This is a genomic window from Streptomyces sp. NBC_00209 (assembly GCF_045206345.1).
Lineage (GTDB): Bacteria > Actinomycetota > Actinomycetes > Streptomycetales > Streptomycetaceae > Streptomyces.
In genome coordinates this window covers 2,675,399-2,687,826 of record NZ_CP108121.1, presented here as the reverse complement: position 1 = coordinate 2,687,826, position 12,428 = coordinate 2,675,399, and the positions used below count along the sequence as shown (strand labels likewise).

The 12,428-nt window shown below is 71.0% G+C and carries 16 protein-coding genes; 12 read left to right on the top strand and 4 right to left on the bottom strand.

Features of this window, described 5'->3' with window-relative positions; translation table 11 throughout:
- Positions 1–214 precede the first annotated feature (214 nt).
- Entirely contained in the window at positions 215–760 is a 546-nt protein-coding gene (locus tag OG867_RS11750) for a hypothetical protein (RefSeq protein ID WP_406290911.1), read from the bottom strand.
- 192 nt (positions 761–952) lie between these two features.
- On the opposite strand from OG867_RS11750, the gene tsaB reads away from it, so the two are divergent.
- From tsaB to OG867_RS11690, 12 genes are all read left to right on the top strand, one after another.
- Positions 953–1,591 (top strand): tRNA (adenosine(37)-N6)-threonylcarbamoyltransferase complex dimerization subunit type 1 TsaB, encoded by a 639-nt coding sequence (gene tsaB / locus OG867_RS11745; RefSeq protein ID WP_406290908.1) that lies wholly within the window; start codon positions 953–955, stop codon positions 1,589–1,591.
- The gene (gene rimI, locus OG867_RS11740) at positions 1,588–2,091 is read left to right on the top strand and encodes a ribosomal protein S18-alanine N-acetyltransferase (protein WP_328901818.1); all 504 of its coding nucleotides are present in this window, start codon (positions 1,588–1,590) and stop codon (positions 2,089–2,091) included. Before tsaB ends, rimI begins: the two co-directional genes overlap by 4 nt.
- The gene (gene tsaD / locus OG867_RS11735) at positions 2,091–3,191 is read left to right on the top strand and encodes a tRNA (adenosine(37)-N6)-threonylcarbamoyltransferase complex transferase subunit TsaD (RefSeq protein WP_406284847.1); all 1,101 of its coding nucleotides are present in this window, start codon (positions 2,091–2,093) and stop codon (positions 3,189–3,191) included. The genes rimI and tsaD overlap by 1 nt, the downstream gene beginning before the upstream one ends.
- Positions 3,188–3,469, top strand: a complete 282-nt coding sequence (locus tag OG867_RS11730; protein WP_328901820.1) for a hypothetical protein — start codon at positions 3,188–3,190, stop codon at positions 3,467–3,469. Before tsaD ends, OG867_RS11730 begins: the two co-directional genes overlap by 4 nt.
- Positions 3,470–3,532: 63 nt before the next feature.
- Positions 3,533–4,003: a VOC family protein gene (locus tag OG867_RS11725; protein WP_328901821.1), complete on the top strand. Its 471-nt coding sequence runs from the start codon at positions 3,533–3,535 to the stop codon at positions 4,001–4,003.
- A 47-nt stretch (positions 4,004–4,050) separates the two neighbouring features.
- The gene (locus OG867_RS11720; protein WP_406284844.1) at positions 4,051–4,716 is read left to right on the top strand and encodes a hypothetical protein; all 666 of its coding nucleotides are present in this window, start codon (positions 4,051–4,053) and stop codon (positions 4,714–4,716) included.
- Positions 4,717–4,817: 101 nt separating this feature from the next.
- On the top strand, positions 4,818–5,825 hold the full coding sequence (locus OG867_RS11715; protein WP_406284842.1) for a polysaccharide deacetylase family protein: 1,008 nt from the start codon (positions 4,818–4,820) through the stop codon (positions 5,823–5,825).
- Between the two features lie 302 nt (positions 5,826–6,127).
- Entirely contained in the window at positions 6,128–6,436 is a 309-nt protein-coding gene (groES, locus tag OG867_RS11710) for a co-chaperone GroES (RefSeq protein WP_328904430.1), read from the top strand.
- 103 nt (positions 6,437–6,539) lie between these two features.
- Entirely contained in the window at positions 6,540–8,165 is a 1,626-nt protein-coding gene (gene groL / locus OG867_RS11705) for a chaperonin GroEL (RefSeq protein WP_406284839.1), read from the top strand.
- Between the two features lie 148 nt (positions 8,166–8,313).
- Positions 8,314–8,760: an SRPBCC domain-containing protein gene (locus OG867_RS11700; protein WP_406284837.1), complete on the top strand. Its 447-nt coding sequence runs from the start codon at positions 8,314–8,316 to the stop codon at positions 8,758–8,760.
- On the top strand, positions 8,757–9,116 hold the full coding sequence (locus tag OG867_RS11695; protein ID WP_406284834.1) for an ArsR/SmtB family transcription factor: 360 nt from the start codon (positions 8,757–8,759) through the stop codon (positions 9,114–9,116). Before OG867_RS11700 ends, OG867_RS11695 begins: the two co-directional genes overlap by 4 nt.
- A 12-nt stretch (positions 9,117–9,128) precedes the next feature.
- Positions 9,129–9,611 carry a hypothetical protein gene (locus OG867_RS11690; protein WP_328901827.1) on the top strand — a complete coding sequence of 161 codons (483 nt, stop codon included), beginning with the start codon at positions 9,129–9,131 and terminating at the stop codon, positions 9,609–9,611.
- A gap of 21 nt (positions 9,612–9,632) precedes the next feature.
- Here OG867_RS11690 and OG867_RS11685 read toward each other — a convergent pair whose 3' ends face one another.
- From OG867_RS11685 to OG867_RS11675, 3 genes are read right to left on the bottom strand one after another with little or no spacing between them, the layout of a single operon-like run.
- Positions 9,633–10,661: a hydroxyacid dehydrogenase gene (locus OG867_RS11685; RefSeq protein WP_328901828.1), complete on the bottom strand. Its 1,029-nt coding sequence runs from the start codon at positions 10,659–10,661 to the stop codon at positions 9,633–9,635.
- Between the two features lie 28 nt (positions 10,662–10,689).
- Positions 10,690–11,544, bottom strand: a complete 855-nt coding sequence (locus tag OG867_RS11680) for a carbohydrate ABC transporter permease (RefSeq protein ID WP_328901829.1) — start codon at positions 11,542–11,544, stop codon at positions 10,690–10,692.
- Complete coding sequence (locus OG867_RS11675) at positions 11,541–12,428, bottom strand: sugar ABC transporter permease (protein ID WP_328901830.1); 888 nt, start codon at positions 12,426–12,428, stop codon at positions 11,541–11,543. The genes OG867_RS11680 and OG867_RS11675 overlap by 4 nt, the downstream gene beginning before the upstream one ends.

Here is a 12,428-nt window from a genome sequence, read left to right as displayed (position 1 = left end):
CGACCGGCGGTATCGATGACTGCCCTGCTGGCAGCGGGCGCGGCAGCGAACGCGGTATCAACACCACCCGTCAAGCCGCCCCGGCAAACCAAGCCCGCCCGGCACATCAAGCCCGTCCGGCGATTGAGGACATCTGTGACGCGTGCAGACGAGGCCCCGCAGAAAAACAGCCCGTCCGGCGATTGAGGACACCGCGACGGGGCCGGGCCCCGGGCTACGGGACCACCACGACGGTCGCCCCCACCGTGGCGAACCGCCACACCGCATCCCCGTCGCCCCGCGACATCCGCACGCCCCCCGCCTTCACCGTGGGATCCGGCTCCTCCATCGCCCCGTCCTGCGCGGCGCTGAAGCCGATCGTCACGTCGTCCACCGTCGCGAACCGCACCACGTGCTCGATCGGCACGCCGTCGGAGCCCGTCACGCTGCCCGAGCGCGACGTCACGTGGTACGTGCCCGGCGCCGCGAGCACCGTGCTCGGCATGACCTTGAACGTCCGGGACGCCTTCCCCTTCGCGTCGACCAGCCACACCCGGCGGTCGTGCAGCGCGTAGACGACCCGCGCCCCGGTGCCGGAGCCGGCGGGAACGGCGAGCGGGTCCTTCTTCGGCTTGGCCTTGCCGTGGCCCCCGGCCGGCGCGGACGCCGAGGCGCTGCTCGACGCCTTCGGCTTCGTGGTCAGGTCGTCCGGCACATGCGCGGAAGCCTGGTACGCCAGGAAGCCGACCCCCACGACGGCCGCCGCGGTGAGCGCGGCCACGATTCCCGAGCTGCCCCTTGCCACCGTGCGTGCCTCTTTCGCTGTCGCGTGCCGTAAGTCGTACAAGCGTTTACACGTACTCCGCGTATACCCGGTGACGGTAGCAGCAGGGACCGCACGGGCCGGGATGCCGTACGGGGCGCGGGGCGGGCCGCGCCGGAGCCGTAGGCTGTTTGCGTGCTCTTGCTCGCAATGGATACCGCCACCCCCGCCGTCACCGTCGCCCTGCACGACGGGACCCGCGTCGTCGCCGAGTGCGTGCAGGTCGACGCCCGCAGGCACGGGGAGTTGCTGCTGCCGGCCGTCGACCGGGTCCTCGCGGACGCCGGGGTGAAACTCGACGCCGTGACGGACGTCGTCGTGGGCGTCGGCCCCGGCCCGTACACCGGACTGCGCGTCGGCCTGGTGACGGCCGCCACCTTCGGCTCGGCGCTCTCCGTGCCCGTGCACGGCCTGTGCACCCTGGACGGCCTCGCGTACGCCGCCGGGCTCGACGGCCCCTTCGCCGTCGCCACGGACGCCCGCCGCAAGGAGGTCTACTGGGCGCGGTACGAGGACGCCCGCACCCGGACCGAAGGACCCTCCGTCGACCGGCCCGCCGACATCGCGGACCAGCTCGCGGGCCTCCCGGTCGTCGGCGCGGGCGCGGTGCTCTACCCCGAGGCGTTCCCGGACGCGCGCGGCCCCGAACACCTCGCGGCGGGCGCCCTCGCGGGCCTCGCCGCCGAACGCCTCGCGGCAGGCGAGGAGCTGCTGCCGCCGCAGCCTCTCTACCTCCGCAGGCCCGACGCGCAGGTCCCGAAGAACTACAAGGTGGTCACCCCGAAGTGACCGTCACGACCGCGGTGCTGCGCGAGATGCGCTGGTGGGACATCGACCCCGTGCTCGCCCTCGAACACGAGCTGTTCCCGGAGGACGCCTGGTCGGCGGGCATGTTCTGGTCCGAGCTCGCCCACGCGCGCGGCCCGGCGGCCACCCGCCGCTATGTCGTCGCCGAGGAGCCGGGCACCGGCCGGATCACCGGATACGCGGGCCTCGCGGCCGCCGGTGACCTCGCCGACGTACAGACGATCGCGGTCGCCCGCGACCACTGGGGCGGCGGGCTCGGCTCCGAGCTGCTGACCGACCTGCTCCGGCACGCCACGGCCTTCGAGTGCGCCGAGGTGCTCCTTGAGGTCCGCGTCGACAACACGCGCGCCCAGAAGCTGTACGAGCGCTTCGGCTTCGAACCGATCGGCTTCCGCCGCGGCTACTACCAGCCGGGCAACATCGACGCGCTCGTCATGCGCCTCCACGTACACGAAGAAGCGGAAGAAAACGGGATCCACTGATGGCTGACGAACCGCTCGTACTCGGCATCGAGACCTCCTGCGACGAAACCGGGGTCGGCATCGTCCGGGGGACCACGCTCCTCGCGGACGCCGTCGCGTCCAGCGTCGACACGCACGCCCGCTTCGGCGGCGTCGTCCCCGAGATCGCCTCCCGCGCCCACCTGGAGTCGATGGTCCCCACCATCGAGCGCGCGCTGAAGGAGGCCGGGGTCAGCGGCCGCGACCTCGACGGCATCGCCGTCACCGCCGGCCCCGGCCTCGCGGGCGCCCTGCTCGTCGGCGTCTCCGCCGCCAAGGCGTACGCGTACGCGCTGAACAAGCCGCTGTACGGGGTCAACCACCTGGCGTCCCACATCTGCGTCGACCAGCTGGAGCACGGCCCGCTGCCCGAGCCCACCATGGCGCTCCTGGTCAGCGGCGGGCACTCCTCGCTGCTGCTCGCGCCGGACATCACCAACGACGTGCGGCCGCTGGGCGCGACCATCGACGACGCGGCCGGCGAGGCGTTCGACAAGATCGCCCGGGTGCTGAACCTCGGCTTCCCCGGCGGTCCGGTCATCGACCGCCTCGCCCGCGAGGGCGACCCGTCCGCGATCGCGTTCCCGCGCGGGCTCACCGGCTCGCGCGACCCCGCGTACGACTTCTCGTTCTCCGGCCTGAAGACCTCCGTCGCCCGATGGATCGAGGCCAAGCGGGCGGCCGGCGAGGAGGTGCCGGTACGCGACGTGGCCGCGTCCTTCCAGGAGGCCGTGGTGGACGTGCTCACCCGCAAGGCCGTCCGCGCCTGCAAGGACGAGGGCGTCGACCACCTGATGATCGGCGGCGGCGTCGCGGCCAACTCCCGGCTGCGCGCGCTCGCCCAGGAGCGGTGCGAGCGGGCCGGCATCCGGCTGCGCGTGCCCCGCCCCAAGCTCTGCACCGACAACGGGGCGATGGTCGCCGCGCTCGGCGCCGAGATGGTCGCCCGCAACCGGCCCGCCTCCGACCTGGAGCTGTCCGCCGACTCCTCGCTGCCCGTCACCGAGACCCACGTCCCGGGCGCCCACTCGCACGACCACGACCACGTGCACGAGATCAGCAAGGACAACCTCTACTCATGAGCGCCCCGGTCACCGCCCTGATGTGGGAGGCCCGCGCCGCCGAGGGCCGGGGCGGCGAGCTGGCGGAGTGGGCCCGCGCCCGCGCCGCCGGGCTGCCCCGCCCCCCGCTCCGCAGCGAGCTGCTGCGCGCCCCGCAGGACCGGGTCCTCGTCATCACCTGGTGGCAGGGCGGGTACGCCGACGAGCTGCCGGAGCTGCCCGAGCCCGATCCGGCCCTCGTCACCCGGCCGGTCCACCGCTGGCGCTTCGCATCGCTGGGAGACCCGGCAGGTCGATGAGTTCCGGACGCTTCCGCGGTCTACCCTTCACGGCACTTTGCCCCTGTACGTGAGGAGAGCACCATGCAGAAGGTCACCACGTTCCTGTGGTTCCCGAAGGACCTGATCGAGGAGGCGGCCGACTACTACGTCTCCGTCGTCGGCGGCGACTCGCGCGTCCTGGAGACCACCGCCTGGACCGCCGCGAGCCCCGGCGAGGCGGGAAAGCCGATGACCGTACGGTTCCAGCTGGACGGCGCGGAGTACGTCGCGTTCGACGGCGGACCCGAGTTCACCTTCAACGAGGCCGCCTCGCTCTCCGTCGAGTGCGACTCGCAGGAGGAGGCGGACCGGCTGTGGAACGAGCTCACCTCCGGCGACGGGCAGGAGATCCAGTGCGGCTGGCTCAAGGACAAGTACGGCCTGTTCTGGCAGATCGTCCCGCCGGGCCTCGGTGAGGCTCTCACCGACCCGGACCCGGAGAAGGCCGCCCGCGCGATGAAGGCCATGCTCGGCATGAAGCGCCTGGACATCGAGGCCATCCGCAACGCCTGATCCCCGCGCGGGAATTGGGGCCGGGGGTGCTCGATAGGGTCTGCCCCATGTCCCCTCGCTTCGTGCTGCCGCCGCCCCCGCCGCCCGTGGAGATACGTTCCTGGCCCGACCGGGACGCGCTGCTCGCCGACCGGTCCTTCCTGCTCGGTGTGCTGGTCAAGGCGCACATCGGACCCGGCCGGCTCGGGCTGCTGTGGCTGTGGGGGGTGGTCGGCGCGATCGGCTGGTCGTTCATCGGGACGGCGGTCATCACCTTCGAGGAGTCGTACGACGTCATCAGCGCGATCCTGGGCGTGGTGATGCTCGCGATGGGCGCCGCCGCCCTGGTCCCGGCGGTGATCCTGCTCGTCGCCGGACTGCGCCGGGACGTGGCGCTGCGCCGGCTGCTCACGCAGTGGGGCGAGCTGGACCGCGACCCCGCCCGCGACGCCGGACTCCGGCTCCCCGGCACGACCCTGGGGTGGCTGCTGCCCTCCTTCGTGCTCAGCGCGCTGGGCCTCTACCTCTGCGTCGTCGTGCCCGCGGGAGCGGTCCGGGGCGAGGACACGTACGGGCTGATGGTGCTGATGATGGGGCTCGGGCTGCTGGCCTGGCTCATCGGGCTCGTCGGCGTCTTCAAGGCGTTCTGGCACCGGCGCTGGATCGTGCGGACGCCGGCAGGGGCGGCCGCGCCGCCGCCCCTGGCGTCCCGGAGCGGCGGCGTCCACCGCTGAAGCCTTTTCGGCCCCTCCGTGTGAGCCACCCGGGGGACCGCGCGCGCCCGGCGGCGGTGTCGTAGCCGATGCCCCGTCACGTACTGGCAGGATCCGGCGCCATGCAGCCAGTACGACAAAAGGACAAATTGGCCATGAATGGGCGTGAACCGGGTGCGGTGACGGGCGGGCGGCAGCGGGTACGGGGTCGCCTGCGGCGCAGACCGGGTTACGCGGTCCTCGCCGCGCTCCTGGTCGCCGCCGCCGCGTCCGGCTGCGCGGCCGGGGACGACTCGGGTGCCGCGGCCCGGGACGCGAAGCTCCAGGCGGGGCAGCCGGGCGCGCAGGCGGAACCGGCGGCCGGGGCGCTCGGCACCCGCGCGGCGCAGGCGGAGCGGGCCAGGCTCGCGCAGGCCGCGCGTGCGGTCGCCGCCAAGAAGTGGGACCTGGCGGCCACGCCGCTCGCGGCGCCGGTGCCGCCCGCGAAGAAGCCGCGCCTCACGACCCGCAAGGGCTTCGAGGTCGAGGGCCAGGACGACTCGCTCCCGCCGGTGTTCACCCGGGTCCCCACCACGGACAAGGTCGTCTTCCTGACGATGGACGACGGGGACGACAAGGACCCCGAGCTGCTGAAGATGATGTCGGAGCTGAACATCCCGTACAGCGCCTTCCTCACCGACTACCTGGTGCGCGACGACTACACGTACTTCAAGGACGCCCAGTCGCGCGGGACCGTCCTCGGCAACCACACGCTCAACCACCGCTACCTGCCGGGCCTCTCCCACGACGAGCAGAAGCGCGAGATCTGCGACCAGCAGGACATCCTGGAGGAGCAGTTCGGCAAGCGGCCCCGGCTCTTCCGGCCGCCGTACGGCAACTACAACACCGACACGCTGAAGATCGCCAAGTCCTGCGGCATCACCGCCGTGCCGCTGTGGGAGGCGGAGGCGTTCCCCGACCACATGGAGTGGCGCGAGGAGGACCAGAAGCTGCACCCCGGCGACATCATCCTCACGCACTTCCGCGGCAAGGCGGACTGGAAGGGGAGCATGCCCGACCTAATCCGGTCCGTCATGAAGGTGATCACGGACCAGGGTTACTCCGTGGCCCGCCTGGAGGACTACGTATAGGAGGCGGCGTACGCACGCGTGCGGGTCCGCGCGGAACGGTCCGGGCGGACCCCGCGTTGAACGTGGTGGAGCCGCGGCCGTACGGAGGGCGGGCGGCTCCCACGTACGCCACGAGGGGCGTGAATTGGCACTCCGCTTGACCGAGTGCTAATCGCGGTCATAGTCTCAGTGCTGGCACTCCCCACTGGAGAGTGCCAGCAGTACTGTGCGACCGGCAGGTCCGGCACCCGCGACGACGGGCCCACCTGGTCGCCCCACCCAAGACTGTTAAACCCCGTGAGATCTCCGAAGGGGGAGACCGGATCGTGTCGACCAGCTCCAAGGTTGCGATCAAGCCGCTCGAGGACCGCATTGTGGTCCAGCCGCTCGACGCCGAGCAGACCACGGCCTCCGGCCTGGTTATTCCGGACACCGCCAAGGAGAAGCCCCAGGAGGGCGTCGTCCTGGCCGTGGGCCCGGGCCGCTTCGAGAACGGCGAGCGTCTGCCGCTCGACGTCAAGACCGGCGATGTCGTGCTGTACAGCAAGTACGGCGGCACCGAGGTGAAGTACAACGGCGAGGAGTACCTCGTCCTCTCGGCGCGCGACGTCCTCGCGATCATCGAGAAGTAATTCACCCACGTTTGCTTCTGTTCTGCGCCCCTGGCCCCCTGCGACATCACTAGCCGGGCGGCAGGGGCGCAGTTCTTGTTTTTGAGAGGAACAGTTCAGCTCCATGGCGAAGATCCTGAAGTTCGACGAGGACGCCCGTCGCGCCCTTGAGCGCGGCGTCAACAAGCTTGCCGACACGGTCAAGGTGACGATCGGCCCCAAGGGCCGCAACGTCGTCATCGACAAGAAGTTCGGCGCCCCCACCATCACCAACGACGGTGTCACCATCGCGCGCGAGGTCGAGCTGGACGACCCGTACGAGAACCTCGGCGCCCAGCTGGTGAAGGAGGTGGCCACCAAGACCAACGACGTCGCGGGTGACGGCACCACCACCGCCACCGTCCTCGCCCAGGCGCTCGTCCGCGAGGGTCTGCGCAACGTCGCCGCCGGCGCCTCCCCGGCCGCCCTGAAGAAGGGCATCGACGCCGCGGTCAAGGCCGTGTCCGAGGAGCTCCTCGCGACCGCCCGCCCGATCGAGGACAAGTCCGACATCGCCGCCGTCGCCGCGCTCTCCGCGCAGGACCCGCAGGTCGGCGACCTCATCGCGGACGCGATGGACAAGGTCGGCAAGGACGGTGTCATCACCGTCGAGGAGTCCAACACCTTCGGTCTGGACCTCGACTTCACCGAGGGCATGGCCTTCGACAAGGGCTACCTGTCCCCGTACATGGTGACCGACCAGGAGCGTATGGAGGCCGTCCTCGACGACCCGTACATCCTGATCCACCAGGGCAAGATCGGCTCGATCCAGGAGCTGCTGCCGCTCCTGGAGAAGGTCATCCAGGCCGGTGCCTCCAAGCCGCTCCTGATCATCGCCGAGGACGTCGAGGGCGAGGCCCTGTCGACCCTGGTCGTCAACAAGATCCGCGGCACGTTCAACGCCGTCGCCGTCAAGGCGCCGGGCTTCGGTGACCGCCGCAAGGCCATGCTCGGCGACATCGCCACCCTCACCGGTGCGACCGTCATCGCCGAGGAGGTCGGCCTCAAGCTCGACCAGGCCGGTCTGGACGTGCTGGGCACCGCCCGCCGCGTGACCGTCACCAAGGACGACACCACCATCGTCGACGGTGGCGGCAAGTCCGACGAGGTCGCCGGCCGCGTCAACCAGATCAAGGCCGAGATCGACGCCACGGACTCCGACTGGGACCGCGAGAAGCTCCAGGAGCGCCTGGCGAAGCTGGCCGGCGGGGTCTGCGTGATCCGCGTCGGTGCCGCCACCGAGGTCGAGCTCAAGGAGAAGAAGCACCGTCTGGAGGACGCCATCTCCGCGACCCGCGCCGCGGTCGAGGAGGGCATCGTCTCCGGTGGTGGCTCCGCCATCGTCCACGCCGTCAAGGTCCTTGAGGGCAACCTCGGCAAGACCGGCGACGAGGCCACCGGTGTCGCGGTCGTCCGCCGCGCCGCCGTCGAGCCGCTGCGCTGGATCGCCGAGAACGCCGGCCTGGAGGGTTACGTCATCACCTCCAAGGTCTCCGAGCTCGACAAGGGCCAGGGCTTCAACGCCGCGACCGGCGAGTACGGCGACCTGGTGAAGGCCGGCGTCATCGACCCGGTCAAGGTCACCCGCTCCGCCCTGGAGAACGCCGCGTCCATCGCGTCGCTGCTGCTCACGACCGAGACCCTGGTCGTCGAGAAGCCGGCCGAGGACGAGCCGGACGCCGCGGGCCACGGCCACGGCCACTCGCACTAGCGTTTAGCCCAGAGAGGCCCGGCGCCCCGCGAGGGGGCCGGGCCTTCCTGCTGTCCGGTGAGCATCCAGGCGCAACCCTCGGGTTGCGTTTGGGCGCTCGAAGTGCAACTCTGGGGTTGCATCCAATGGTGACGAGGAAGGAGCCCTCATGAGCGAGGACCGGATCGAACGCGAGACCTTGATCGCAGCGCCCCTGGAGCGGGTCTGGTCGCTGGTGGCCCAACCCGGGTTCTGGGTGGCCGACAAGGCGAGTCTGCCCGGCACCGTGGCCAAGGAGGGTGAGTCGATGACGGCGAGGAACACCGAGCACGGCGACTTTCCGGTGCGGGTGGAGAAGGTCGAGCCGCCCACGTACCTGGCGTACCGCTGGACCAGCGCGTTCCCCGGAGAAGAGCTGCGCGAGGACAACAGCACCCTCGTGGAGTTCACGTTGACCCCGGAAGGCGAGCAGACGCGGCTGCGCGTGGTCGAGAGCGGGTTCGCGGCGCTGGCCGCGTCCGAGGAGGTGCGCGGTCGGAATCTGAAGGACCACGCCGGAGGCTGGCCCCTGGAGCTCGACGCGCTCAAGAGCCGCGCCGAACAGCCCGCCGCGTGACGGAGGAACGTCCCGAGGCCGTCGACAGCGTCCTCGCCGCGCTGGCCGACCCGACGCGGCGCCGGCTGCTCGACCTGCTCGCCGCACAGGGCGAGGCCACGGCCACGACGCTCGCCGGACGGCTTCCCGTCTCGCGGCAGGCGGTGGTCAAGCACCTCGCCGTTCTGGAGGCCGCCGGGCTGGTTTCCGGCGGCCGGGTCGGACGCGAGGTGCGGTACGCGGTGCGGCCCGCGGCGCTGGACGCGACGGCACGGTGGATGGCCTCGCTCGCGGCCTCCTGGGACCGGCGGCTGGCGAACATCAAGAGCGTCGCCGAGGCGGCGGAACGGGATGCGAAGCCCACACGCCCCGAGTGAAGGAAGCACGCTATGGATACGACAGCACTGCGCAGCGCCTACGACACGCTGCTCGACGCGGCGGCCCTCCCCGGCCTCGGCGACGCGGACGACGGGGGGTGGAACGCCGACGAGATTCTGGCCCATCTCCTCAGCGTCGACGCCTCGATCGCGGCGGTCGCTCTGGCGGTCGTCGCCGGCTCACGGCCCGCCTTCGACAACCGGGTCTCCCTCGACACCTGGAATCTCGGGCGGATCATCACGGAGCACTCGGGCCGGGCGGATCTGATCGACCATGTCCGGAGTCAGGCCACCGTCCTGTGCGACATCGCCGATCGGCTCACCGAGGAAGCCGCCTCGGTTCTGGTGCCGACGCTCCTCCTGTCCCATGACGCAGTCGTGCTGGACCGGCCGATGTCGCTGGCGAGCCTCGTGGACGGCCTCGCCGCGGACCACGTACCCGTGCATACGCGACAGCTCCTCGATCTCCGCGCCGCCGTGCCCGGGCACGCGTGAAGGCGGGGCTTTTGGGCTGTTCTACGCCGACCGGTCCAGCGCCGCCGGGTGCACCGGTTCCGTGAACGGCCGGCCCGCCGCGTACCGCTCCAGCTCGTCCAGCGCGTGGTCGGTCATCCGGTGCAGCTCGTTGCCCAGGGAGCCCGCCACATGCGGGGTCAGGAGGACGTTCGGCAGGTCGTACAACGGGGATTCGACGGCCGGCACTTCGGGGTCCGTCACATCGAGTACGGCGTGCAGCCGGCCCGGGACCAGTTCCCGCAGCAGGGCCGCCTCGTCGATCAGGGAGCCCCGGGCCGTGTTGATCAGCGTCGACCCGGTCCGCATCAGCGCCAGCTGACGGGCGCTGATCATGTGGTGGGTCTCGGGGAGCTGGGGGGCGTGCACGGAGACGACGTCGGCGCGGGCGCACAACTCGTCCAGAGCGACCGGCTCGACGCCGAGGCGGGCCGCCTCCTCCGCGGTGACGAAGGGGTCGTACAGCAGGACCGCCAGGTCGAAGGGGCGGAGCAGCTCGATGAGGCGGCGGCCGATGCGGGAGGCGCCGATGACGCCCACCGTGCGGCGGTAGTTGCCGGCCCCGTCCAGCTCGGCGCGCCAGTCGTGGTCGGCGCGGAGCTCGCGGTAGACGTGGGCGGAGTGCGGGACGCGCTTGTTGGCCAGCAGGATCGTGGCCAGGGTGTATTCGGCCACCGGCAGGGCGTTGGCCCCGGCCGCCGAGGAGACGGCGAGGCCGCGCTCCCAGCAGGCGTCGGTGATGTGGTGCTTGACGGAGCCGGCGGCGTGGACGACCGCCTTGAGCCGGGGCGCGGCGGCGAGGACCCGGGGGGTGAGCGGGGTGGCGCCCCAGCAGGTGAACAGGACCTCCGCCTCGGCGAGGGCGGCGGCGACGCGCGGGTCCGGGGCGGCGAGGTCGTGGGCGACGAGGGCCGGGTCCGTACGGGCGAGGGTGGCGAGCCGGTCGCTGTGGCGCTGCTCGAAGAGGCGCTCGTAGATGCCTGGGCCCATCGCGAGCAGGACGGACGGCTTGGGGTCAGTGGTGGACTGCATGGGGTGGACGACTCCCTTGAGGTGGGGGCTACTTGACGCTGCCGGCGGTGAGTCCGGCCTTCCAGTGCCGTTGCAGGGAGACGAAGGCGACGATCAGCGGGATGACGGCGAGGAGGGACCCGGTGACCACGAGCGGGTAGAAGCCCGGCTCGCTGTGGGTGTTGGTGTTCCAGGAGTACAGACCGAGGCTCAGCGGGAACAGCTCGCGGTCGGAGAGCATCACCAGCGGAAGGAAGAAATTGTTCCAGATCGCGGTGAACTGGAAGAGGAAGACCGTCACGAACCCCGGCATCATCATCGGCAGCCCGATGGAGAAGAAGGTGCGCAGCTCGCCCGCCCCGTCGATGCGCGCGGCCTCCAGCGCCTCGCCCGGGATGTACCCGGCGGAGAACACCCGGGCGAGGTAGACGCCGAAGGGGTTCACCAGGACCGGGATCAGCACCGACCAGTAGGTGTTGACGATGCCGAGCTTGCTGGCCAGCAGGTACATCGGCAGGGCCAGCGCGGTCGTCGGGACGAGCACCCCGAGCAGGACGAGCCCGAACAGCTTCTCCTTGCCCCGGAACTCGTACTTGTCGAAGGCGTACCCGGCGGCGACGCAGATCAGCGAGCAGACCGCGGCGCCCACTCCCGCGTACAGCAGGCTGTTCCCGTACCAGCGGAAGTAGACGCCGTCCCCGTACGAGGCGATGTCGGAGAGGTTCTTCGAGAGGTCGAAGCCCTTGAAGGAGAAGGTGTCCCCGGCGAGCAGCGAGCCGGTGTCCTTGGTGGCGGCGGTGACCAGCCAGACGAGCGGGAAGAGCATGTAGAGGACCGCCAGGAGCAGCGCTCCGTTGACGGCCGCCTTGGACAGCCAGGGGTTCTTGCGGGTCGTGGTGCTCATGCGTGCGCGCCCTTCCGGCCGGTGAGGCGGGTGACGACGAAGGACAGCAGGGCGGCGGTGAGCGCCAGGAGTACGGAGGCGGCGGCCGCGAGTCCGAAGTCGTTACGGGCGAAGGCCGCGGTGTACGCGTACATGTTCGGTGTCCAGGAGGAGGAGACGGCGGACCCGGAGCCGGTGTTGAGGATCAGCGGCTCGGTGAAGAGCTGGAGCGAGCCGATGATCGTGAAGAGCACGACCATCACGACCGAGGACCGGATCAGCGGGAGCTTGATGCTGAACGCGATGCGCCCGCCGCTCGCCCCGTCCACCGTGGCCGCTTCGAGCACCGAGCGGTCGATGGCCTGGAGGGCGGCGTAGAAGATCACCATGTTGTAGCCGAGCCATTCCCACAGCGCGATGTTCACGACGGAGGGCAGCGCGCCACTCGGCGAGAAGAAGTCGAAGCCGATGCCGCCGGAGTGCATCGCGGAGACGACGGGGCTGAGGCCGGGCGTGTAGAGGTACAGCCAGACCATCGCGGCGATGATGCCGGGCACGGCGTGCGGCAGGAACAGCGCGAGCTGGAAGAAGCGCCGGGCGCGGGCCAGCGCCGAGTCGAGGAGCAGGGCGAGTCCGAGGGCGCCGCCGACCATCAGCGGGATGTAGACGGCGCAGTAGCCGAGGAGGACGAGGAAGCCGTCGCGGAAGACCCGGTCACCCAGCGCCGCCGTGTAGTTGCCGAGTCCGGTGAAGACCGTCTCGGATCCGCCGAAGCCGAGCCCCGACTGCTGTTCGGTGAAGAGGCTGAGCCAGACCGCGTATCCGATCGGGATCAGCATCACGGCGGTGAACAGGACGAAGAACGGGGTCAGCAGGGTCGCGGCGGCGCGGGTGCGGGCTTTCAT